At 34.3% G+C, this 25,286-nt stretch carries 21 protein-coding genes; 2 read left to right on the top strand and 19 right to left on the bottom strand.

All coding sequences use genetic code 11. The annotated features are described in order from the left end of the window. Window positions 1–51: 51 nt before the first annotated feature. The 15 genes from ABW636_RS00445 to ABW636_RS00375 form a co-directional block, all read right to left on the bottom strand. Window positions 52–3,429 carry a PKD domain-containing protein gene (locus ABW636_RS00445; RefSeq protein ID WP_367587973.1) on the bottom strand — a complete coding sequence of 1,126 codons (3,378 nt, stop codon included), beginning with the start codon at window positions 3,427–3,429 and terminating at the stop codon, window positions 52–54. Between the two features lie 10 nt (window positions 3,430–3,439). After that, the gene (locus ABW636_RS00440) at window positions 3,440–6,196 is read right to left on the bottom strand and encodes a baseplate wedge protein (RefSeq protein WP_367587972.1); all 2,757 of its coding nucleotides are present in this window, start codon (window positions 6,194–6,196) and stop codon (window positions 3,440–3,442) included. Next, window positions 6,186–9,377 (bottom strand): baseplate J/gp47 family protein, encoded by a 3,192-nt coding sequence (locus tag ABW636_RS00435; protein WP_367587971.1) that lies wholly within the window; start codon window positions 9,375–9,377, stop codon window positions 6,186–6,188. The genes ABW636_RS00440 and ABW636_RS00435 overlap by 11 nt, the downstream gene beginning before the upstream one ends. A gap of 6 nt (window positions 9,378–9,383) precedes the next feature. Beyond that, window positions 9,384–9,794: a GPW/gp25 family protein gene (locus ABW636_RS00430; protein ID WP_367587970.1), complete on the bottom strand. Its 411-nt coding sequence runs from the start codon at window positions 9,792–9,794 to the stop codon at window positions 9,384–9,386. 97 nt (window positions 9,795–9,891) lie between these two features. Continuing rightward, window positions 9,892–10,182: a PAAR domain-containing protein gene (locus ABW636_RS00425; RefSeq protein WP_367587969.1), complete on the bottom strand. Its 291-nt coding sequence runs from the start codon at window positions 10,180–10,182 to the stop codon at window positions 9,892–9,894. 11 nt (window positions 10,183–10,193) lie between these two features. Beyond that, window positions 10,194–11,939 (bottom strand): type VI secretion system tip protein VgrG, encoded by a 1,746-nt coding sequence (gene vgrG, locus ABW636_RS00420; protein WP_367587968.1) that lies wholly within the window; start codon window positions 11,937–11,939, stop codon window positions 10,194–10,196. 2 nt (window positions 11,940–11,941) lie between these two features. After that, window positions 11,942–12,688 carry a CIS tube protein gene (locus tag ABW636_RS00415; RefSeq protein WP_367587967.1) on the bottom strand — a complete coding sequence of 249 codons (747 nt, stop codon included), beginning with the start codon at window positions 12,686–12,688 and terminating at the stop codon, window positions 11,942–11,944. Continuing rightward, window positions 12,688–12,849 carry a DUF5908 family protein gene (locus tag ABW636_RS00410; RefSeq protein ID WP_367587966.1) on the bottom strand — a complete coding sequence of 54 codons (162 nt, stop codon included), beginning with the start codon at window positions 12,847–12,849 and terminating at the stop codon, window positions 12,688–12,690. The genes ABW636_RS00415 and ABW636_RS00410 overlap by 1 nt, the downstream gene beginning before the upstream one ends. A 54-nt stretch (window positions 12,850–12,903) precedes the next feature. After that, window positions 12,904–13,362: a phage tail protein gene (locus tag ABW636_RS00405; protein WP_367587965.1), complete on the bottom strand. Its 459-nt coding sequence runs from the start codon at window positions 13,360–13,362 to the stop codon at window positions 12,904–12,906. 3 nt (window positions 13,363–13,365) lie between these two features. After that, on the bottom strand, window positions 13,366–13,797 hold the full coding sequence (locus tag ABW636_RS00400) for a phage tail protein (RefSeq protein WP_367587964.1): 432 nt from the start codon (window positions 13,795–13,797) through the stop codon (window positions 13,366–13,368). Between the two features lie 19 nt (window positions 13,798–13,816). Continuing rightward, a complete protein-coding gene (locus ABW636_RS00395; protein WP_367587963.1) occupies window positions 13,817–15,127 on the bottom strand; it encodes a phage tail sheath family protein in 1,311 nt (436 codons plus the stop codon). Window positions 15,128–15,156: 29 nt separating this feature from the next. Beyond that, the gene (locus ABW636_RS00390; RefSeq protein WP_367587962.1) at window positions 15,157–15,588 is read right to left on the bottom strand and encodes a phage tail protein; all 432 of its coding nucleotides are present in this window, start codon (window positions 15,586–15,588) and stop codon (window positions 15,157–15,159) included. An 11-nt stretch (window positions 15,589–15,599) separates the two neighbouring features. After that, on the bottom strand, window positions 15,600–17,210 hold the full coding sequence (locus ABW636_RS00385; RefSeq protein ID WP_367587961.1) for a phage tail sheath family protein: 1,611 nt from the start codon (window positions 17,208–17,210) through the stop codon (window positions 15,600–15,602). Window positions 17,211–17,231: 21 nt separating this feature from the next. Continuing rightward, a complete protein-coding gene (locus ABW636_RS00380; protein ID WP_367587960.1) occupies window positions 17,232–18,014 on the bottom strand; it encodes a hypothetical protein in 783 nt (260 codons plus the stop codon). Beyond that, window positions 18,011–18,583 (bottom strand): Pvc16 family protein, encoded by a 573-nt coding sequence (locus ABW636_RS00375; RefSeq protein WP_367587959.1) that lies wholly within the window; start codon window positions 18,581–18,583, stop codon window positions 18,011–18,013. Before ABW636_RS00375 ends, ABW636_RS00380 begins: the two co-directional genes overlap by 4 nt. Window positions 18,584–19,070: 487 nt before the next feature. On the opposite strand from ABW636_RS00375, the gene ABW636_RS00370 reads away from it, so the two are divergent. Next, a complete protein-coding gene (locus ABW636_RS00370; RefSeq protein WP_367587958.1) occupies window positions 19,071–19,415 on the top strand; it encodes a hypothetical protein in 345 nt (114 codons plus the stop codon). Between the two features lie 13 nt (window positions 19,416–19,428). Then, a complete protein-coding gene (locus tag ABW636_RS00365) occupies window positions 19,429–20,928 on the top strand; it encodes a contractile injection system tape measure protein (protein ID WP_367587957.1) in 1,500 nt (499 codons plus the stop codon). A 193-nt stretch (window positions 20,929–21,121) separates the two neighbouring features. Here ABW636_RS00365 and ABW636_RS00360 read toward each other — a convergent pair whose 3' ends face one another. From ABW636_RS00360 to ABW636_RS00345, 4 genes are all read right to left on the bottom strand, one after another. Then, on the bottom strand, window positions 21,122–21,709 hold the full coding sequence (locus tag ABW636_RS00360; RefSeq protein WP_367587956.1) for a hypothetical protein: 588 nt from the start codon (window positions 21,707–21,709) through the stop codon (window positions 21,122–21,124). Between the two features lie 65 nt (window positions 21,710–21,774). After that, window positions 21,775–22,908, bottom strand: coding sequence for a hypothetical protein (locus ABW636_RS00355; protein ID WP_367587955.1), 1,134 nt, complete (start codon window positions 22,906–22,908; stop codon window positions 21,775–21,777). 30 nt (window positions 22,909–22,938) lie between these two features. Next, on the bottom strand, window positions 22,939–24,450 hold the full coding sequence (locus ABW636_RS00350) for a hypothetical protein (RefSeq protein ID WP_367587954.1): 1,512 nt from the start codon (window positions 24,448–24,450) through the stop codon (window positions 22,939–22,941). A gap of 247 nt (window positions 24,451–24,697) precedes the next feature. Beyond that, window positions 24,698–25,282 (bottom strand): hypothetical protein, encoded by a 585-nt coding sequence (locus tag ABW636_RS00345; RefSeq protein WP_367587953.1) that lies wholly within the window; start codon window positions 25,280–25,282, stop codon window positions 24,698–24,700. Window positions 25,283–25,286 lie beyond the last annotated feature (4 nt).

The raw sequence follows: 25,286 nt of genomic DNA, 5'->3' as shown, positions 1-25,286 counted from the left end.
ACACGGCTGTCCAATGTAATGACAGCCGTTTTATATTCTACTTACCCTACATTATCTCAATTGATCATATCCCAGATCAATTAATGCCTCTACTATTTTCCCAAGGTAATACTCTGCTGTCTCTCCATCTTCAATACCATAGACAAAACTAATTTCTCTTCTATCTTTTAAATTATAACCTGAAGGATAACTAGAATGATTTCCTGATTCTACTGCTTTCACTAAATCTTGGAACATCTTAGCTTCACCTGATTGCATATTTGTACCATTAACTTGAAAAACAACACCTCTATAATAATTAGGATTTGAGGTTCCAAAATAATCTTCATCTACTAACCTTCTCCTAAAATTAGTAATATCATCTTCAAATTGAATTCTTCTAGGTGTAATAGAATTGCCTGTATGATACCCCTTTGTAGGATCAATTCCAGAATTTGCTTCATCCTGAAACACTAAGGCTATTACATTTCCTTCTGGAGGTGTTTGTTCTAATAGGTTTAACATTGCAAATGTTCTTTCAGTATAAGTTGTATTAGCTGGTTGCACACCTCCTCTTGTATCACTTCCCACAATGATAACCTCTACATTCTCGTTATAAAGTGCTAAATCTCCTCCATATAATGGTAATAATTTATCCTTTAATAAATTATCTCTCATTATTATTAACGGTTGAATGGTATCTAGCATAGAGCCAGAGTTATCGAAATAAATTCTAATTTTAGTATCTTTATTAATGACCAATTTCAAAGAAACTTCTAAATCAATAACCGTCATACAGCTATTTTCTCCTGCCCTAGTGTTCGTAATTCTAACTTCTGGTTTAAAAGTACCTTCTTCTCCCGGAATAAGTGCATAAGTATGTTGAACAATTCCATTAACAGGAGACGCTGTACTTTGGTTTCCGTCTCTAAAATCCCATTCAAAAGATAAATTACTTAACGATGGATTTGTTGTCGATGATACATTAAAAGTAACTGTAGCATTGTTATTATTATCATCATAAATTATTTCTCCTGCTTCAACCGTTACATTTGGAGCAGGGTATACCATAATTTCTGACTCAACACTTTCTTCGTTTATTTTGAAGGTTATTGGTTGTCCATAATATGTAGCAGGTACACGACCTGGGTCGAATAAATTTTGGTCCCCGTTCTTAATAATTGCATTCAATGCTACTGTACCTACATAGGCCTTAATTTCTCCATCTAGTGGAATAATTGCTAACGGAATTGGCTCTTCGTATGCACAAATTTTATCCGCCGGTATACTCAATAATACAGGATCTTTTTTGGTACAACATATATATGGTAATGTAAAATCTGCTACGACCAAAGATGTACCTCTTGTAGACACATAATAGACTAATACAAATGTTCCTCCCGGCTCAACACCCGCCTTATGCTCCAGACCAGCGTGTCGTTCCATAAACTTGCTAAGCAATTCTGTTTCGATTTCTTCTTCCTCTTCTTGTATAGGCGCAGGTACTCTAGTAATTGGTACCTGATTGCCTTCTACTCCTACTACAGATATAGGTACAGGTGCTCCTTCTGTACCTTCTCTTACGGGAACCGGAATTGCTTGTACATCTTCTTCACGGACTGGTATACCTCTCACGGGTTGTTCCGGCTGCCCTGGTTGTCCTATTCCTGGTTGTCCTATTCCTGGTTGTCCTATTCCTGGTTGTCCTATTCCTGGTTGTCCTATTCCTGGTTGTCCTCTTCTTACCTCTTCTTTTAAAGTTAGCAATTGTAATTGTTTATCTAGAATAGAAATATTGGTAAATGCTGCTTCTACATCACTTCGACTATCACTAGCTAACTCTTTAGAAATAATCGCCAGTCGATTTCTTAATTCGCTTACGGGTAGTGCCACGGATGGGGTACCGTCTCTACTTTCTTCATTTAAACCAATGGCAACCACTCTAAACGGAAGTCCATATTGGGTTTTAATACGGTCTATTTCTTGATATACCAACTCATAATCTTGTCCCAGATGTCCTTCAATTCTAAAGAAATCAAAATTTTCTAAACAAAAATGTAATGGCTTCTGGACAAACACATCACTTGATAAATACGTTTTGTCATGGCTTAAGTTATATAACTCTTTACCCGTACTTGTCTTTTCAAAATTCCATTTTTTTGCAAAATTACGATGTACGTCATAATAAAACGGAATTGCTCTATTACCCAACAATACACTATTTTGAGAAGGTGTCACTTTTATTTGTCTACTAAGCCCTTTTGTGAAACTAAAATTCACCTTTTCTTCAAATCTCTCCATAAGAAAGAGCAACTTCTTATAGTTCTCTCCTCCATCGGCTAAAATTGGTGACTTATAAAAATCATGCCTATAAATAACGTCATCCTCTATACGCAATGGATCTTCTACAGGACCTAACATGATATGCTTGGCAAAAGATTGTATGCTTGGATTGCATTGAAATTTGAGATGTAGAACTAAACTTTTTACTTCATTATAGGTATTTACCAAATCCTTTAGTAAATCATACCTATATTGAAAATCGTTAAGAGGTAGAGAGCCTCGAACAAGCGTATTTAGTCTACTTGGAAATATAGTACTTAAATTAGATGACAACCCAAAAACTGAAATAATATCTCTTATTCCTGTAATTAATCCATTTAAATCTGTAATTGCTATAGCTTGCTCAAATTTTGTTTTAAGTTCTTCTGGATTATCTATCTCTGGAGACAGAATTACTCTGGCAACTTCTATCTCTGGTAATCGAACATACAACGCTTCATAGCTTTCCTGAGCATTATAAATACTATCTCCCGCCACTTCTGCGATATAACCCGCTCCTCTTACATCAGTAAGTAATACTCTAAGGTTTGCTACCTGTTCTTCTCCTTGATTATCACAATCTATGCCTACACATGGTTTTTCTTCATTTTCATAATCCTCTAGATACAATAATGCGATTTTATCCCTTAAGCTTGCTGCTTTAATCTCTTTAAAATCACCTTTTTCTTCTTCATTTATCTCGTTAACATTGCGAATTTCCCATAAAAGTATATTTGGATCGAAATGAGGGTATTGTTGTTGATCTGTATAAATGCGATAGTGTGTATACTCCTTATCAGATATGTGTATATTTACTTCTTGCTCTCCTAATTCATTACTTTTTCCAATGGTTCTATCACGTAAAGTCAAAATATCTCCATCTGTAGTAACTCCTACCCCTTGTGTTATAGTTACAATCCCTGTTTGATTTTTTCCTTGTTCACCTCCTTCTCTTCTAACAGTTGTTTTGAACCCACAAGCCAATCCTACTCCACTTAGTCTGGTTCTTGACAAACGATCTTGATCTTCAAAAAAATCAATAAATTCGTTCAACTGATCGGCTGTTAACGCTTGGTTATCGTTAAACTTTCTATATTGTGTTGTTATCGTTGCTAATTTGTTGTTCATATTGATTTTTTTAAATATTCGACTGCCCTAAGATTATTTTACCATCTAAATCGTCACTATCCTCTTGACTACAATCCAATAGTCTACCTGGTGGATAAATATTATACAATTGGTCCATGCTTGTGATTAATTCCTTAATATCATCTAAATTGGGGTCTTTAGAAGTTCCCGTAGATTTATATTCGAGAAATGCTTTATACCTCTCTTCAAAATTTTCGAGATTGCTCTTTGCGGTTGCAGTATCACTTCCTCTATCTCCTACCCAGCAGATTTTAGCTAATACGTGGGCTGGTAATTCCTGTCGAATCACTTCTTCCGCATATTTCCTAAAATCCGGATCAGAAAAACGATAACTATATCCTGGTAAAACAATACTCACTCTATATGAATATGGATCGTAAGCATCTTCATCACAACCATCTTCGCAACCGGTAATAAATGTATTCGAATCTAATTCACTAGTTTGAATATCATTATCGGCTACCAAAAATGTATTACCTATTTGCATACATCCTATACCCAATGATTTGTTTTGAATTTTGACAGTAGGCTTCAATAATAAATTCTCTACCAAGAAAATTCCTTCTTCAGTAAAATCATGCTTTAGATAATATAGCAATTCTAATATGGCATTCTTTAAGGCTTCCTGGGTTTTAAAAGCAGGTTTATTGAAAGCAATCTCTTTTTGATCATCAAGGTTATTTACAATTATAAAATTATATTCTTCTGCACTAACTTTAGACAGTCTAATATTGCCCATAAATTGCCCATCTGAAATTGGCTTTTCAAAAATATTTTCTACATCTTCTGAATCAATTTGTATCGTATTAAAAACTGCTGTTTGCATAGTTGTAAATGCCACAAATTCTATTTGATATTCGATATTTGAATACAACCATTCTCTACCGTTATCATCTATAATTTTCCATGTATATCTCTCATCATCATTATTATCGATTACATTAATTTTTACAGGAGAATTAGATATATTTCTTCTTGTATAATCCTTAATCCCCAATAGTCGAGCAATTCTCTTTTGTACACCAGAAACATTATCGGTATCCCAAAGCCGTTCTTTAGGAGTTTCCCAATACGTATATCCTAATCCTCTGGATCTACTGATCTCTGTATAATCTTTCAAGAAGGATTCTTTGCTTCGCAATACGATCTCATCTACAGAGTTGCCATATAGTTCTTTCATGATAAACGTATACTCGCCGAATCGTTCTGCAAACCGACCAATAAGGTGGTCCAAAACCTGATTTCTTCTCTGAATGTTATTATCAATATCTTCAAATAACAATTTTGATAACACATCATCATTATTTATATACTTTCCACCTAGCAATTCATTTAACCCACTAACATCTTTTAAAGCTTGCGTAAAATAGGTTTGTTGTAAGCTACCGTTTACGCTTAGTACTTCCTTAACTTTTCCTAAATGTTTAAAATAACTGGCTAGGATTTTATCAAAAAACAGCAGATAACTTTTCAATTGTTTTGCCAAGGCTTCTCTTTCTGGAGTTGCTTTTGAAACAATACCAAAGCTACCTACTCCATAAGTATCAGGAAACTCATTAAGAATAGTTTCATATTTATCAATTTGATAATAACTACCTTCTGGAAACGTTAGCTCCATATTTGATTTTATATTCTCTCTTTCTAATGCCTCTTCTTCTTTTATTTCCTGAAGATATTTTTCTACCTTAGTTTGGTTAATATTAAGTGGCAATGTACCTTTACTATAGCTAAAAGCATGTGAATCACACAAAACTGGTTTTTTTCCTGGATCTAAACATAATACCCATGGGTCTGCTTCAGAAGATGTGTCACCACATCTATTCATAGAAATTTCTTTAATCTGCTTTACCCCATCAATTTGCATAATTTCACGAACGATATCAGATAAACGTATTTCTGTTTTAAGTTGGCTATTTCTAAGCTCTTCTGTATCAATAAAACCACAATCTAATAAGGGGCCTTCAAAAATTTGATCTGTGGTGTATCCCTTATCCAATAATTGTTCTAATGAATAAAAGTGAACTTCTGGAGCAAAATATTGTTCAATTGTATGCAATACTTGAGCGTGTATATATTCTTCATCTACATTACGTTCTACTTCTATACGTGCACAAACTGCTACGTCTTGATTACCAACCTCTTCTATCGTAACAAGATCTTCACATAGATTTCTATTGTCATGATAACGCCTTAATATTTCTGATTGGATATTGGCTAGATCGCATGTATCTAATTTTTCATCGGTATCTACCAATAATTTATATAAACCTTTTACATTAAAACTAGATGTTTTAGCGCCCAATTTTATTCTGTCAAAAGCAAGATCTCCTGTACGACAATCGGTATAAATTATTTCTGTATAAGGAACCAGCCAACAATTTTTTATCGGTCTATTAAGATTGATGCTCTCTCCTATATCAATAAATAGTTTTCTATAATCCAAATGTGTTAAAGGAGCAGAAGGCAATATATTTATAGCTTTTATGAATTGCTCATGTGCAGTTTTTTTATCCTCTGATGTCAAAATATCCTGCATATCCAAATTCATTCTCATGCCCAAATCTGTAATAGCGTAGCTCAGCACTTCTAGTGTTGTAATACCTGGGTCATGAGAATTATAATCGGTCCAAAGTTTGCTTCCTAATTGTTCTATATGTTTTACACCCTCACGTCTTAGAAAATCAAAATCCAAATCGTCTTTCGTCTCTACTTTTTTAGGAATACTAATATGTTTATTATCTGCCATTTACATCTATTTTGCTTATTCCTGTATTTATTTTTCCTGAGTTTATATCAGGACATACTTTTGTTGCTATGAATATTTGATGTTTTTTTGCTGAAACCAAAATTGATTTTGGATCTGCCTGGATAAGTGCTTGTTTCTGCTCATTCCTTTCCTTATTCTTTTCAACTATAGAAGTTTCCGGGATATCCTTATAAACTATTTTGAAAATTTTTAAACTTTCTATATAATCCACATATTCTAATTGTTCTAAATAATTAATCATCTGATATCGATTCATCGCTACATCAAAACTTATTTCTTCTGACGATTTAAAAGCCCATGGAGAGATAAACCTTTTAATATCTTCATCCAGTTGTTTGCTATAAAAATGGTCATCAAATTCTTTATAAAACTTAACAGAAATATCTACTTCAATTTCCTGATACTCTGGACTCATCACTATTGCTTCTACCTGCATTGTGTTTAAGTCATTTATAAAGCTGGATACTTTTCTTAGAGTATTTTGACTTACACGAGGTTGATAAATATCAAAGATGTTTTTATTATTGGTTCCTGGTACAACAATTACTGTTACGTAACCAGGGGCCATAAAAGAGGTTTCTGAGGTATGGTTTAAACATTTTACTTTAAAAATCTCTGGAAAGTTTTGTAGAATTAACTGCTCATAGTCCCATTGTGTAATGGCTCTATTTTTATGTCGTAATCGCTCGCTAATACGCCTGTAATATTCTAAGTCTGATTCTTCAGAAATACCATTAATAGTATTATAGGGTTGCTGTACCTTCTTTACTTTGGGTATTCGTGTTTGTAGTTTCTCTATAGTATTTGCAGGTAAGCCATCTTCTAAATGTGATAATTCATTTTCCTGATTTTCAAAATGAGCAACTACCGCTTGTGTATAGATGCCTTTTGTTTTACATACTGCATCATACGCTTTATTCATGGATGCTTTTAACCATACCAATCCCTCTGTTAGTCTTGTATTATTAGTATCTATATTTCTGGGAATTCCAAATCGAATGATTCCTGATTGCAAAAAGTTTTCTGTTTCATTGGTGATGATATCATCAGATAAATCTTTCCAGCGGTTACCAGACAATATATGCCATTGTACACCGTCAGTTTCTGTAAACGTTGCTCTCTCAGGATTTTCGCTTCCTTCTACATTTTGAACCAGCAATGAAACCTGCTGTCCTGGTAGTGCATTAATACCAATATACAGTTCTCCTGAATTGTTGTGAACAGGAACTATACTTGATAGTTTATTTTTCTCTTCATAAAACCCAAAAGCATCTTCTAAAAACAAACTTAAACGTTCGTTTTGTGTAGTATTATTTCTTACTTCGGATGCTGTATACCCTATTTCTATAGTTTCTATTAATGGCACATAAGCTTGAGTAGGTATTGGCGGGTTTGTATTACTTCCTGTAATTGTAAGTGTATAAAGTATTGGATAAATTTCTTGTAAAAACGATTGATTTAATGATAATCGAATGGCATCGGCACTACCTACATTATAATTTCCTGTAACAGAAAATGATGTCTCATAAGTATTATCATTTTGCCTGGTAAAAAGTCTTACTTTGTTATTTTTTAAATTCCATACTTCCCGATCTCTTAAAAACACTTTTGACGTAAAATAATTATCCCCAGTAACCACAGAATTACGTTTGCCTCCAGTGCCGTTATAATATGCTCTGGGAATAGCTTCTAACGTTTTAGCGATATAGGCATCATAATGTTTATTAAAAGAAACTTCTGGTGTATTTTTCCATTTTATTTTAACATTTATAGTATCCCAGTTTTTGGTAAATACTTCTTCACTTTTAATAATGAAATTTGATCCTACAATAGGTTGTGCGGTAAATGGATAAAATGGTTTTTTAGCATTGATGGTTCCATTATCATTTTCTAACATCAAATCGGTAAGTCCTGTTACACTTACGTTAATACCAACACTCTCTATTTCTTTTTCTGCTAACTTTTCATATAGTTCATAATTACGATCTCCTTTAATCAAAAATCGTAACATCGGATCTTTTGTAGTAAACCCTCCTGAAAGTTTATCAGTATATGGCATTATTGCAGAAAAATCGGCGGGAAAAACCAATGTAAATGTTAATCCATTTTTTTCGTTCTTAACGGATTGTATACTATTAACATCCTGCAACCACTCCTTTTCTCCGCTACATACTACCTCTATATTTTGTTTTATTTCATTTGCAGAAAAACTCTCTATAATTTTCTGATTCGAATTCCTACTTTTATATTTTATAATTACAGTAACAGTTCGAGTACCTTGTTGTAAGTTTAACAATGGAGAAGCAACTGCAAATCCTAGCACTGCATCTGGTAGTTCTTTATAAGGACTATTTGGTAAATTACTTTCTTGAGAGTTATATCCAAATGGCCACCAATATTGGGTATTTTCATTTAACTCTTCGCCTACTCCATCTAATGAATTGACAACAGGTGCTATTTTTAATTCTTCCGCATCATCGTCTTTAAGAAAACTTTTAATTGCCATCACCTGGGCCTGATTGGCAATAATATCTTCTGTTACTTTATATACCCGCTTTTTACCATTAGCATCTTTTTTTGCATCTAATAAAGTTCCTTCAGGAATTTTTTCTTCAACTGCTTTTTTTGCTAATTCGAAAATTACATAGGCTCGATCAGCCACCGCTTCTTTTTTCTCAATTTGTAAAATATCTTTGTAATAAAAATCAAGATGTCTTTTGGTTAAGTTATTGAAGCGCCCTTTAGAATACTCTAGAATTTTTAGAAAGGAAATAAACAGTACCAAATGAGGCGTTAACGTTCCTTCTTTTTCGAATTGGGCTAATTTAGCATGTATATTTTTATGTATCTTTTTATATGTAATTTCTTCTCTTCTCGGAATTTCTATTACATCGCCTTTTACTAAATCTAATCGCTCCTGTTTGATCGTTTCTTTTATACCAAAATGATCAAAAAAATCCTGCCAGTTGGCGGTTACTATTTCTGGGTTTTCTTTATCAAAATAGTTAAGGTGTTGAGCAAAATTAAACGCAAAAAGTAGCCAATCTGCAACATCGAGATCATTGAGTTGTAAATTTTCAGGATTCAACTCTTCTAAAAAACGCTGCGACTGTGTTTTTCCTTCTCTAAAGTGTAAAAACGTATCTGTATGCTTTGTCATATTTTTTTAGATTTCTGTTGCTTCTCCCTTGTAAAAAGGGTAAACAAGGTTACTTCTTGTATTGGTATTCCTTATTTGATAGTCGATTTGAATCAAAACCTCTCCTTCTAATTCATCTGTGTTATCCAGATTTATTTCTAAAATATCGATCCTTGGTTCGTGATATAAGATCGCTTTGGTGATGATATCTTTAATCTCTGTTTCTAAAGTCAAATCCAAAGGTTTAAAAAGTAATTCTTCTAGATTACATCCATATTTAGGGATCATTACCCGTTCACGCAGTCTTGTAGATAGTAGAATGATTAGACTATTTTTGATGTCATCATTACCCGTGGTCATTACCACTTCTTTTTGCGCTATATTAAACTCGGGAGGGAAACTCCATCCTCTACCCAAAAAGTCCTTATCTATTTTCACACGTTAATTTTTTATTAGTTAATCGACGACATCTTTCAAAAAATCAGATGGTACGTCTATACTTAATCTTACTTTTTAACCAATTTCTTTTGGTTTTCTACCCACCTATCAAAACAGTAGGTTCTCCTGCGGTGATCATTCCTCCATGCACTGTACTATCTCCCATTCTTGCCGCTGGTTTACCTCCTATCAATACGGTTCCTGAACCACCGACTATGGTATCTGGTGGTCCCGTACAAACGGCCATATCTCCCATTCTTGCTGCCGGTAACCCTCCTATTAAAACGGTAGGTTCTCCTGCTGGAAGTATTGGCCCTCCTACATGAGGAACAGTTCCTGTTACCATTGGACAGGTATGCATATCTGTTATTCTTGCTGCCGGTTTCATTTCGTATGGTTTTAATTTATTTGTACCTGTGATCCTTTTATCACCGTAATTGCACCCGAAGAGACTTCTGATCCCGAACCACCTTCTGCTTTTAATTGTGCATTGGCCTTGATATTTACATTGGTTCCTTCCATATTTAAATCACCTGATGCTTTGATCGTGATGTCTCCCGCACTTTCTATGGTAATTCCTGAGTCATTGAATGTCATTATGTTCGAATGCTCATCTTCTAATTGTAGAATTCCGGCATCTTCATCTAGCGTTACCTTTTTTCCTGCAGGTGTTTCCAAAACATATGAGATTTTATCATCGTTAAACAACATTTTCATCTCACTGCGTGTCACAAATCCTTTTTCGTGATTATCATCTGCTGCGGTAATAGGAGCTGGTTTTGCACTACTGTGCAACATTCCTAAAACTACGGCATCATTAGGATCATCATTAATAAACCCTATAATAACTTCATCTTCAATTTCTGGTCTAAAAAAAGAACCTCTATTTTCTCCTGCATCTAATGTTGCTACGCGTGCCCAAATCCCCTCTTCCTCATTATTTACAATAGGAATTTGTACCAGAATTCGATCTTCACCATCTGGATCAGATTCTAACTGTGTTACTATTCCTATATGCAATCCATTAATTGCCGGTATAATTCCTGAACCTGGCATTTCGTTTACATCATAGGTCTCTGAGAACCATTTTGGCGACAATCCAAATTGTGCGTCTACTAGCCAATTTCCATCGGCTAACTCATGACGAACACCGCTCACATAAACCTTACCATTAAATCGATTACCTACACCTTCTAACGTAAGGCATGTACCAGGTTTTACCCCAGCAATTCCTTGAAATTTTACACGTCCTCTGGTCTTGGCTAACTGTTGGTACAAAGCTTTGGCATCGCTCCAATCCTGTAACTCATCCTGAGTCAAGTTTCCTCCATGCTTTTGCTCCAAGTTTTCGATATTAAAAACCTCTGATAAGTCGTTAGAAGATAAATCTCCATTAAGAGAAACTCCGGGGTCTTGTGCTTCTGCTTCGATTAATTCCTGATCTGTCGGATTCCATGATGAAGAAATAATTGTAGAAAACTGATCTCTTGCATCTATCTCTCCATCAAATTCATGAATAGAAGATCCAAAAGTTATCGTTTCTACGGCTGCACTGCTTACATCGGGTTTCTCTATTTTGATCTCTCCATCGTCTACAAAACACAACTTGCCATTTGCCTGTGCTCTTGTTAGCATAAAATCCCAATCAGAAGCTCTGTATTGTACTAATTCTTTATGTACTGTATTGGTAGTTTCTACTGTACCCGAAAAACCATTATTCGATAATAAAGTATCGATCACATCACTATCGCTACTTTCATAAAAAAATGCGCTTTTTCGTCCTAAAGACATTTTTACAACCTCATCTCTACATTCTACAGTAAGATAAGATCGATTATTACGTATTTTAATACTATGCTTGATAATAACTCCTTTAAAAATGGTTTCTTCATCAGAATAATACCCAGAAGTAACTTCAATTTGTTTCCCAGGAATTAGTAAATCTTCATTACTGAGTTCAAAATCTTGTTTAGCTACATCACCGTCTACAAGAATGATTTGTGCATAAGGAATTCGATTAATTTCTTTTTCGACTACGATATTTTTAACACCATACTTACCTGGTAATTCTGATCCATCAATGATAACTTTAAACGTTACTAATCCTGTTCCTCTACCCGTTTGTATTTGTCCACTATTATTCATACTTAGGATACTTTTTCTATGGGTGGAAAAATTAATTTTTGCCCTGGTTTTAGTCTCCTAAAATTGATCAGATTATTGGCTTTCGCTACCTCCAAATAATACTTTGGATCTCCATAAATACGCTCTGCCATTAGTGGCAATGTATCACCATCTTTAACAATTCTAACATGTGTAAGATCAGGAGAACTTATTTTAGTTAACCCTTTTTTAAGGTTATCATCGATGGCACCTTTAAACGTTGCTTTAGCAATAGCTCTCAATGGTTCTCCGCTAGGTTTAAAAAGGTTAAAATCGATGGTCATCTCAGACAATACACCTTGAAAAATTAAGGAACCCCATAAAATTTTTAAATGATAAGGTTTATGTATATCACCTTCATAATTAAAAATTACATGTTTAAAATGTTCTATTTGATCAACTACACTTGTATTTGAGGTAGATTTCTTCGTTATGGTATCCACTATTTTTAACCCTTTGTCATGGCCTTCTAAAATACCTGTACCATCAAAAATAAAATCTAGTTTCAAATCGGGTGATCTAGACACTCTGTACCTAGGGTTACCATGACTTTCACCCTCTGCCTGATCGGTATTATGTTCTACAGAATACTTTACACTATACTTTTCTGGATTGGCTAAAACCGAAAACTCCTTTGGGTCAGACACTTTTTTTCCTTCGTCAAAAGTTTCATCTTCGTAAGGAATAATTTTCATTTTTTCTACCTTACCCAAATTCTTAAATAAACCCATTATCTTTCTTTTTTACGAGATTCTATATGCATAATTTGTTCTACCTGATTTCTTACTAATGTATTGGCTTGCTTTTTATCTAATGAAGCGTCTTGATTAGTAGTAGATTCCTTTTCATCTACATTGATTTTAATATGTAGCTCTTTTATTTCTATGGGCATATTTTTCTATTTTGTTATGGTATCGAGATAAGCTTTTATAATTTATCGCTATACCTATATCTTTGGTATTGTTGGTATCGTAAAATACTGGTATTTTAACTCTACCGTTTCTATAGCCAGTTTGTTTTCTTCTGCATGAAACTCTGATATTTCCCATTTTACCGGGTAAGCACCTACTACATTCCACACCATGAATGGAGCACTAGACCCTACACCCCCGTTAAGAGTGATGATCAAATCCCTCGTTTCGAAATTAAAATTCTCCATGGCTTCTCTACACCATGATATCAATCCTGAGCTTTGTATCATTCCTCGTTTTAATATTAGGTTGGGGTACTTTGCTCTGGTTGGTAGCTGATGTTTAAACCTGTTTTCTCCACCTTCGGCATACTCTTCAGTTTCAATCTCGGTCGAGAGTCCCGACACGGATTGAAACTGGGAGTCTATCCCCTCTAGCGTAGAAACACCATTAACAATAAAGGAGAAACTGGTAGGAGGATATATAATAGCCATGTATTAACTGTTTTCTATGATTAGTCCTTCGTGAGCTATTTCTAATGATTCTATAGCCACCTCATTTCCTTCTGCTTTTAGATCTGTAGATTGTAGCTTCATAGGAAATGCTTTATTCACTTTCCAGGTAATTGCCGGGTTTCCTTCTTCATCCAATAATGAAATGGTAATCGTTCTGCGCTCTACGTTATTAAGCTGGATGGTTTGTAACCATTGAAAGTATTCGTTATCACCTTTAAAGGATCCTCTTTTTAGCGTGATATTGCTAAATTTCTTCATCCCAGGCATTTTGATTTTACTAAACTCTGGACTGTTACTTATACGGTGCTCTATAACTTCTACTTCTACATCGAGACCACTTACTTCGTGAAAACCTATTTGAGTTCCACCCCAATCTACCTGGAAATAAAATTTAGATAATGGATATTCTTGCATAATTTTGTTTTTTTAACGTTTATGATTCTTGTAATTTGTGAGAAAATCGCAATACAATAAATTCTGCAGGTCTCACTGCCGCCATACCGATTTCTACGATCATTCTACCATTTAGTACATCTACTGCGGTCATAGTTTCGTTTAACCCCACACGAACATAGTAAGCATCTTCTGCTTTAGCACCTGCCAAGGCACCTGCTTTCCATTGCTGATTTAAGAAGTTTTCGATCATAGCTCGTACGCGAATCCATGTATTGGCATCATTCGATTCGAACACAAATCGTTCTGACGCTTTTTTCACAGATTCTTCTACCATATTAAAGAATCGTCTTACAGGTACATATCGCCACTCATTACTGTTACCATCAAGTGTTCTTGCTCCCCAAACTAAGGTTCCTTTACCTGTAAAACTTCTAATTGCATTGATAGACTTTCCTGCATCTTCATCTACATTTAATCCATCTTGTTCTACTTTGGTGATCTTTACCGTTGGACCAATTACATAACTTAACCCTAAGTTTGCCGGAGCTTTCCATACACCACTAGTGCTGTCTACTTTTGCATACACTCCTGCAATGGCACCTGATGGAGGTAATACTACTGGTATTGAAGAAATTTCAGCTTTTACAGCATTGTAATCTGTAGAGTTGGTAGTTTTTAATGTATCTAGTTTTACAGCTGGATCGCTATCAATTACTACATCGATGGTAGTTTCATCATAGGCATAACTCAACACCGTATTTAAGTTAGGATAATAAGCTGCTCCATATTTTAGGTTAGAAGACAATGGAAGATTATCTCTTAAATCTGAAGCACTACTGGTATCGATAATTACAAAACGATCTTGTAATCTTTCTGCTTGAGTTAATGCATCAGAATATACTTTAAGATAAGCTTTATCAGCTGCTAACCCCGATGCTTCCGGAATCACCAATAAGGTAGGTTCATCTTCTTTCTCCAATTTTGCCATTGCTGTTGTTAAATCACCATCGCTTGGAGTATTAGAATAATCTCCTGCAGAAACTATATAGCAAGGTCCTCCTCCATTTGCAAAATACATCTGTAAGGTATAATACATAATATTAGGACTTACACTGGTATGTGTAATCTCTACTTTTCCTTCGGTAATGGTTGCAGAAATACCCGTTTCTGGATTTGCTCCTCCAAAAATGGTTTCATACTCTAACAAAGAAGTGATTCTAACAGGTTCTGTTTCGGTAGCTATTGCTGTATATCCTATGAAAGCAGGAATAGCTGTTTCTACTTGCGCTACAGAAGGAGGAAACTTTGAAATTTCCTCTATATAAGCACCAGGTGTTTTATAATTCATAAGTTTAAAATTTATTTGTATTCGATATTTTAATTATTCTCTATAGTCAAGCCTTCGTGCGCTATTTCTATAGATTCTATAGCGACCTCATTTCCTTCTGCTTTTAGGTCGGTGGACATTACTTTGATAGGAAAAGCGTTGTTTACTTTCCAAACAATAGTAGGTTGTCCTTCTTCATCCAATAGCGAAATGGTAATTGTTCTTCTCTCTACTGTATTAAGTTGTATGGTTTGTAACCATTCAAAATATTCATTATCGCCTTTAAAAGATCCTCGTTTCAAAGTGATATTGCTATACTTCTTCATACCAGGCATCTTTATCTTACTAAACTCTGGGCTGGATCCTTGTCTATATTCTATGGTTTCTACTTCGATATCTAAACCAGATACTTCATGAAATCCTATCTGAGTACCTCCCCAATCCACCTGGAAGTAAAACTTTGTTAACGGGTATTCGTTCATAATTTAATTGTTTATGATTCTTGTAATTTATGCGAGAATTGTAGTATAATAAACTCTGCCGGGCGTACTGCCGCCATTCCTATTTCTACATTCATTCTCCCTTCTAAAATATCTTGTGCAGACATGGTTTCGTTTAACCCAACACTTACGTAATAGGCTTCTTTTGGTGTTGCTCCTGCCAATGCACCGGCTCGCCATTGTTGGTTTAAGAAATTTTCGATCATGGTTTTTACCTTTATCCAGGTTTTAGCATCATTTGCTTCAAAAACAAACTGATCTACGGCTTTCTTCACAGATTCCTCTACCATGTTAAAAAATCGTCTTACAGAAACATAGCGCCATTCATTACTATTACCATCTAATGTTCTGGCTCCCCATACAAGTATCCCTTTACCCGTAAAATTGCGTATAACATTGATTGATTTACCCGCTTTGGTATCTACATTAAGATCATGCTGATCGTTATGGGTTACTTTTTCTGTTAAAGAAGATACATACGATAGTCCTGTATTGGCAGGAGCTTTCCATACCCCACGAGTACTATCTATTCTGGCATATACCCCTGCAATAGCAGCTGATGGTGGTAACACCACAGACATAGCTTGTATTTGTCTTTGGATAGAGGCATAGGCCGTTGGATGATTTAATTTTAGTACCCCAAAAGTGATTCCATAATATGCTCCAACCGCTTCTTTTTGTGCCCCTAGTGCTTTTAAAAAATCCTTAATAGACTTCTTAAATTGAGAAGCGCTGCTTACATCCAAATCACTGGGGACTGGGGTATCCAGATTTAATGTGGCATTAATAGAGTCTATAATAGCCTGAACATCTGCTTCTTTTCCTTGCGCATCAGTGGCATTAGAAATGTCGTTATCTTCCTTTGACAATTCAGTTAACTCATCTATCTCATCAGAAAAATCATGTCCTAATGTACCTATATGTTTAATCATTACATCTTCTCCATAATTATAGCTTAAAACAGTATTAAGATGTGGATAATACGCAGCTCCATACCTATCTCCTGCAACTCCTGCTCTAAATTTTGCAATGGTAGATGGATCTCCTGTATAGGTATCCATAATAACAAAACGATCCTTCAGGGTATTTGCCTGTAACAATGCTTGTTTATACACTTCATAGAATTTTACTTCTTCACTAATAGAAATGGCATCTGGAAATACTAATAGCGTAGGCTCATCTTCACGTTCTAATGTATTCAAGCCACCTATCAACTCATTATCAATCACTGTATTAACATCATCATTTTCATCGATAAATGTATTTACCGATACAATATAACATGGCCCTCCTCCATTGGCAAAATACATTTGCAATGCATAATACATCAAAAACTTCTCGGTGGGTTGTTGTACAATCGATCCATTGGTTATATCTTCTTGTAACACCAATTGTAACGCATTTGCGCCTCCAAAAAACTGCTCATACTCTAATAGTGATGTGACACGTGTAGGAGTAAGATTTAGATCATTCTCCTTTTTTCTGGTGGCTTTTGCAGTATATCCAATAAATGCCGGAATAGCTGTTTCTACTTGCGCTACCGAAGGAGGTAACTTGGAGACTTCTTCTATATAAACCCCCGGTGTTTTCAATTGTGTTGACATTTTTTTTAATTTTATCAATAATTAAACATATATTCTGGCTTCACCAGCTAAATCCATATCTCTGGGAGTCGCCATTCTGTAAATCACAGAATCATCATCTATTACTTCGATTGTGCCTTTTTTAATTAGAGGGAGTTTCTCTGATGTACGATACACTTCCTGATCCTCTTCATCCAAATACACCCAAAATGCTTTTTTACTTTTAAAAACAATCTTGAATTCCTTAGTTGCATTCGGAACCTTTTGACCACTTAAAAGGTCCTCAATATCCAAGGAAACAATACCAAAAAGAGACATTCTATCTTTTATCGCTATATCTTTTAAAAGTTGTTGATATTCAGAATTTTCATCACTATCATAAGGCACCGAAAAATCATTAATGGGTGATGCATTTTTTGCATTAAGCTTGTCCAACCTATATTTACCCGCATTTTTATCTGACTTAAAGTAAAAAATCTGTGTATTGTTTGTATTAAGCTTTGTATATTTTTCAAACAACGAATCCTTAATGTATATCAGGAATTCTAAATTTAACCCTTCACTATTAATAACAGGTTCTGCGTTTTCATCTACCGATATAAACCCCATCAATCCAGTAGATGTAGGTTTTATAGAAATCTTATGATTTCTTAGTATCTTTTGTGTCTGTGCTTTGGGTACAATGACTACAAAGTCTTGTGCGTTATACGTATCAAATACATCTGGTTTTTGTGTATGGTCATACTCTTCTTCTCCTAAACCTAAAAAGTAGTTATGAAAAATATGAAGCTCAAACAGTGGTTTATATATGATCGAAAAACTCATGATTTGATATGATTTAAAGTTTCTTCTATAGTTGTAATTGCTGGACCTTTCTGTTTAACTTTTTCTCTTTCTACTTTTATAACACTCACTTTATAAAAGGCAGAAGGCATTACCTTACCTCCCAAAACACCCCACACATAACTAAGCTGTTCAAAACGAAGGCTGCTTAAATCGATCATAAACTTAAATTCTATAAGCTCTGTACCGTGGTTTGGGGTATTGGATTGTGTAAAAAAAGTTTTGTCCTGAAAAAACTCTACTATAGATGAAATATCCTGAAGTGATTTATCATAATTATTTCTATTAGCAGCAAACATGACATAAAGGTTTACATAGGCAGGTGCACTTTTATGAATGGTTGTACCATTCACGACCTTATGATTAGGTTTATTTTTTAAAGTTGCTTCTTCTTCCATGCTTAATAAGGTTAAAACAACTTTATCTGATAAACCAGCGCCAGGATCATCTGCTTTGGCAACATTATCCAGCACCACTTCGCCTTCACTCTCTATACTATCCAAATAATCGGAAGCCTCTTTTTTAAGTATGTTTAATACATCGTATATCATAAAATCTATAGTATATATTTTCTGATTTCTAAATAATCATACAGTTAAGTATATCCTGCTCCTAACAAATCTAATTGAGATAGCCTATCAAAATCAATTTTTTGAGCCTTGTATTTCTGTCTTTGCAGTAGATTGTTGTTTCAAAAACCCTTAGCCCCTTATTTTCAAAAGGATACAAATTCCCTCAAGAAAGCTATATTTATTTACTTCCTAATTCAAAAAAACTGAAGGCTCTAAATCCCCTTCTTTTTTATTATTTTTTTAACTTTCATTTCACCTTATCTACAAAAAGGATGATTATCTTTATAGATTGTCATTTACTATAAATCAAACCTTTACACATATAACCTTCTGATGTGTTTTTTGATCTATTCTAAAAATCCAATATGGTTTTGTTTAGAAACGCTTAATGTATTTCTTAACATTTTACTGCAAAGACAGAAATTAGTAATGCGGATATTTATTTTTTCACATAATCCCTCCTATTTTGTATGACTTAATTCGTAATTATGCGATCAACATGGGTTTAAAAGACATATATGATAACCGAAGTGCAATTCTTGGCGGACACATTAATGAGTTGCGTACTGTTGCCGGATTGGCCACCAAAAATGAGATGGCGATTTTTGCGCTTCGTGAAAAAATATGCCACTCTTGCGCTTTGAAAAAAGGAAATACATGCAATCCAAGAAAATGGATCAATAGTACTACGCTAGAGGTATCGGATACTGCAAAAGAGGGGTTTGTAAGAGGTTGCGGATGCCGGTTAAGCGCTAAACAAAAATCTAAAGGAAGTATTTGCCCAGCCAGTTTTTGGGGAAATGAGTTTTAATTATTCATACTAGGTGAAGGATTCTCAAAAACATATCATTCATAAAGTTTATCTAGAGGTTAATACCCATAGTAAAGAAAAAGCATTTGCTTTAAAAGACGATATTAGTAGTTTTCTAAATTTGGAAGTTTTTCCTGAAATAGAACGCTATTTTGAACAACTAGAGCAACAATTACCCGAGTTTGCAATACAAATTGATCAATTAGAATTAGACATTACCACTCAAAAGCCAGAACTAAACTTAACGTTAAAACAACAGCTGGTTGAAGAAGTACAAAAACAAATAGAAAAGTCACTAACTGCAACGAGGAATACTACAGAGAAAAAAAACTCCCCCAAGTTCTTGGACAAAGAAAAACATCAATTAGAAACCTTGTTATATTTTATAGAACACGGTATGGCACCTTGGTGGTTTGTAGAAACCTCGATCACCTCTTTATTAGAGGATTCACAACTCATACCACTCATAGAACAACCTTATTTTAAATCACGTCTTTTACGCATTTTGCCCCAAACCCAAGTGCAGAAACGGTTAATTCATCAATTATCTGTTTCTGCTCTTAAAAAAATTGTAACGCTTTATGTTCCCCAATTAGAGAATAGTATCACCACTTTAAAAGAAACATTTGAGAGCATAGCCCCCTTACCTACTACCATACAAAAACGATTATGGCTAGAGTTATTAAAAACAATTGCCATACAAAAGGAAATTTCTGAAATATCGATTCAAAAAGAAATTATCAAACACTACAAAAACAATGATATTTCATTTCCCATAGATAATACTACCCTAAAAATAGTATTAGAAAAATTAGCTGGTGAGGTGACCAAAACACAAGAAACAACAGCTATAAACATACCAGAAACTACAGTCTCAAAAGAGCTTACAGAGGATAAAAAGAACCTTTCCACAGTAAAAAATAAACTTGATGGTAATGGAAATGAAAAAAAGGACATTTTCTCCATAACTAACGATGTGGATCAATCAACCACAAAAGACGACGCAAAACTTTTGGAAAAAGGAATACATGTCGCCAATGCAGGACTTATTCTGGCTCATCCTTTTTTACCTCATTTATTTAAACATTGTGATGTATTAGATCAGGATAAAAACATTAGCCAGCCCGAATTAGCGGCTCATATACTACATTATCTAGCAACAGGAAAAACTCAACAAGCAGAGAGTGATTTATTGTTTGAAAAGTTTTTATGTAACATCCCGTTTCAGCAAAGTATCGACCGACATATTATCCTTACCGACTTACATAAAGAACATACCGAAAAGGTATTAGATGCCACCCGACAGAATTGGAAAGACATGCACAAATCTTCTTTTGGGTTGTTACAAAATGAATTTTTACAACGCCCGGGGAAACTGGAGTTTCGGAAAAATGATGCGATTCTTACCGTAGAACGAAAAACACAAGATATCCTACTCAACAAAATATCCTGGGGAATTAGCATGGTGCGCTTACCCTGGAAAAAAGGGTTTATCTATGTGCATTGGGTTTAAAGTCAATTTACTTTTGAATCTACAAAAACAAAACACCTCCTCAGTCCTTCGGACAGCTCCCCCTGCAAGGGGAGCGGTTTAAAAAGAAAGTCTATAAAAATTGTTGCAATCAAGGATCTACTTAGACATTACTTCAATAAGTTCAGTGCAATATTTCTGCATTAATTACACGCAACAATATCTATCTTACAAGCTATCGCTGCTGCGCTTTACTTGTCAAAGGTGTCGCTACATACGGAAAGTCCATATAGGTATAATCTGCTTTTATCAAAAGCTTTCCTGCCATACCACTAATTTTAAAACCATCGAAACCTTTTAAGATAAAAGCTTTACCAATTGGAGTATCTTGCAGATTCGTAAAAAGATTACTTTGTACACTCTGTGATGAAGAAAACAAGAGGCTTTTACCTTTTTGTATTACAGGAATTGTGGCAAGAGGGCTTACACTACCTCCCTCGTGCTCAAAAGTCATTTGTGCAAATCCTTCTATCGCTGCTGCCTTAGTAATATCATATGCTACATAATAGGCATGTATCAAAATAACCTGATTCGCTTTTGCAGGGATAAGAACCAAATGGTTATTCTCTACCCCATCAAATTTAATTTGACTAAGGTCTATAGTGGTACTTAAGGTTTCTTTTTTTTGTCCTAATAACAAGGCTTCTGCACCGCCACGGCTACCATTGCCGATGGTATCGAATAAATCTGCAAAATCACTTTGATCGGGTTTATACCCATTTACCCATTTTTCTTTTAGTTCTTCTATGGTTTGTACTGGCATGTTGTTATGTTTTTATTATTTATAATAAACTATTAGGGCTTTTTATTAAAAAGTTTAATATTATCTTACTTCATATCTTCGTAAATTTTAATATTTCTTTCCACCGCTTTTGTGGTATCTTGCCAACCATTACGTTCGCATAATGCTTTTGCTTGGTTTGCTACTAAAACATGCTGTTCTACAGACGAAGTATAATACGATGTATTAATCAAAGTTTTCCATACTAAAACTGGGTCATCATACTGCTCATCTATAACAGCAGCTGCATTTGCGAATCCCATACCTGCATTAACACTACCATCTTTCATCCCTAACGCCACAGCAAATAAAGGATGTTTTTTTATTTCATCAGCAAATTCTTCTTTATGATAATTTATTTCATCTAGAATACTATTATAAAAATTATGAGTATCTGTACTGTTCTCTGGATAATAACCTGGAATAGGCGTTTGAGGATCATAAGCATGTGGCTCTATAAAGGACCTCCACAAACACAATGTCCTATTTTTTATATCTGTCACAGAACTATCAAAATAAGCTCTCATGCCTATCATTTTATAAATACGGGTAGTCCAGGTTCCATAATCCCTAGTTGGAATCTCTGGAACAAAATGTTCATCACTGCGCATTTTATCAACCAAATCTATAAACAAATCAAATGCTTCAGAATGATCAAACTTTTTATACAATCGAATGTATTCTTTTTCTACAGCTTTTTTCTTTTCATCTAGTAAATCATATTCTTTTCGTTCTTTAGGAGTATTATCGATATTTCCTAAATAATCAATATAACTAGTATAAGATTCTGAAATATTTAATGCATCATATACTGGTTTAATAATTTCTTTTATCTCTTTAACTTCTTTATGAAATGATTCAAATAATTCTCTTGACCCAACTAATTTGATTATTTTAAGCATAGGCAATGCTCCTAAACTTGAACACATTAATACAGAATTAATACGCCTTTCTATATAAACAATTGGCCAAGAATCTGAAGGTAAATGAGCTACAATACGGATAGCAATGAATACTCCTAAATTTTTGTTATACCCCAACAAAATATGATCCCAATAACCCATTTTATAGAATTGCTCTACTTGTTCTTGGGTAACATTAGAGTCAAAAAAATCTGCTCGATATTTTCTATCTTTTGTAAATGCAAGTAATTGATCTATTTTCTCTAAATAATTCATCATTAATTTTTTTTACAATATCAAAAACACGTTCTAAAACTTTCCAACAATTCTTTTAGCATTTTTACTCCATAACTTTTTAGATTCTTTTTTCATTTTTGTCAAAATACCGGAATGCTCTGCAGAATCTCCATCTAATTTACTATCACTTAATGCTACCGTTACAGATGCCAAATTAGCATTTAACGAACTTTCAAAAGCATTTTCTGTAGTATTTTCGATACGTTTTTTAGTATTTGACACAAACTCAACTTTATCTACATTAGCTTCTCTTCCGCGGTCCTCAAATTCCTTCATTTTATCTTCTATTTCTTTCTTCGTTTCTGCTGCAATTTCAGCATTTGCACTATCGGTATCCGCTGTAATGTTGATAATAAAACTATCTTCTTCTTTTTTTGATTGAATATAATCTGAATACACTCCAGTTGCTTCGCCGTTTTGTTTTTCTTTAAGTTTTTCTAACTTATAAAACTCTTGTATAAAGTTTTGCCAATGCTTGGTTTGCGCTTTTGCAATAAGAGTACCACTTTTTGTTCGTAGTACTATTTGTGGATTTGATTCATCTGGTTGATTATCTTCTTTTTCAAGATCACTCTTTAATTGTGAAACAACAGCGGCTCCGTTTACACTACTATGCACAGCACTTTTTGCTAATCTATGTGTTAAAACATTTAGTACAATAGCAGGTAAATTATTACCACTTTTATATGTATCTACAATCATATTATGCCTCGTATCAACTTCCTCTTTTAAATCTGAAAAACTAGAATTTGTACCCAACGTGTTTGATATCTGATTATAAAAACCCTTAATATTTTCCATCAACGCATTTTCTGGAACATGGTGTGATTCTGCAAAAGCACTTTCCATTCCAAATTCTTCATTCATTTTTTTATTATATGCTTTTATTTCAGGTTTTTGAGGATATACTCCAACAACGGGAACAACTCCCATTCCCTTTTTATCTAATACACTTAAAATCTTATTAACATCTTTTATAACATCATTTTTAAGATCTGTAATTTTTGTTTTGATTGGACTCTTTTTCTTTGCTTTATCTAATCGTTTTACTTGTTTATCAATTCTTTTGTCATTTGCTCTTATTCTTTTAATAGCTGCTCCAACCGTACGCTTAGCTCCTTTGCTTTTATCTTTCACATCATTTTCCCATGTTTTTAGTTTCTTCTCCATAGGTTCAGGAGTACTAGCCATCATCAAAATTGGGTTATCTAAATTGTCATCATCTATCCATAAGTCATGATCTTCATTAGCCACAACAAATGGTGTTTTTTCGTCAATATCAATTACTTCTTCCTCTTTTGTTTTTGTTGCAGAACCTTCTTTCTCCTTCTTCTTCCCAAATCCAAGTTTACGCCATATCTTTTTACCGGCCTTTTTGATTTTGAGCCATAATTTGGTCAGTGCTTTTTGCACGCGTTTTCGTACTTTACGCACCAGCCCCAATACTTTGTTGGCCAGCCCACCAATCCCCAATACAGAGGCCAGTAAACTTAAGATATAATTTACTCCCTTTCTTTTTTTCATCGCCAAAAAAAGAAACAAAAAAGTCTAGGCTTACGAAACTTTATCTAAATTTTTTGTTCAATCCCTGAATTTCAGAAACTCGCTTCGCTCAAACAGTCTGAAATTCTACGGGATTTTCACTTCAAATTTTACGATAAACTTTCGATAGGCCGAAAAAAACTATTGAAACAAAATTTAAATATAATTCAAGAAGGTGTCGATAACATATAACTATAAATACAAATAGTAATAATAATTACTGTACACATTATCGTTGTTGTTTACTTGTCAAAGGTGTCGCTGCATACGGAAAGTCTATATAGGTATAATCTGCTTTTATCAACAGTTTTCCTGCCATGCCACTAATTTTAAAACCATCGAAGCCTTTTAGGATAAAAGCTTTACCTATTGGAGTATCTTGTAGGTTCGTAAAAAGATTACTTTGTACACTCTGTGATGAAGAAAACAAGAGGCTTTTACCTTTTTGTATTACAGGAATTGTGGCAAGAGGGCTTACACTACCTCCCTCGTGTTCAAAAGTCATTTGTGCAAATCCTTCTATCGCTGCTGCCTTAGTAATATCATATGCTACATAATAGGCATGTATCAAAATAACCTGATTGGCTTTTGCAGGGATAAGCTCTAAATGGTTATTTTCTGTCCCATCAAATTTAATTTGGCTAAGGTCTATTATAGTACTTAAGGTTTCTTTTTTTTGTCCTAGTAACAAGGCTTCTGCACCGCTACCGCTACCATTGCCGATGGTATCGAATAAATCTGCAAAATCACTTTGGTCTGGTTTATACCCATTTACCCATTTTTCTTTTAACTCTTCTATGGTTTGTACTGGCATGTTG

Source organism: Aquimarina discodermiae (assembly GCF_040786235.1).
Taxonomy (GTDB): Bacteria; Bacteroidota; Bacteroidia; order Flavobacteriales; family Flavobacteriaceae; genus Aquimarina.
Note: the sequence above shows the minus strand (reverse complement) of the source record. Positions and strands in the feature narration are given on the sequence as shown.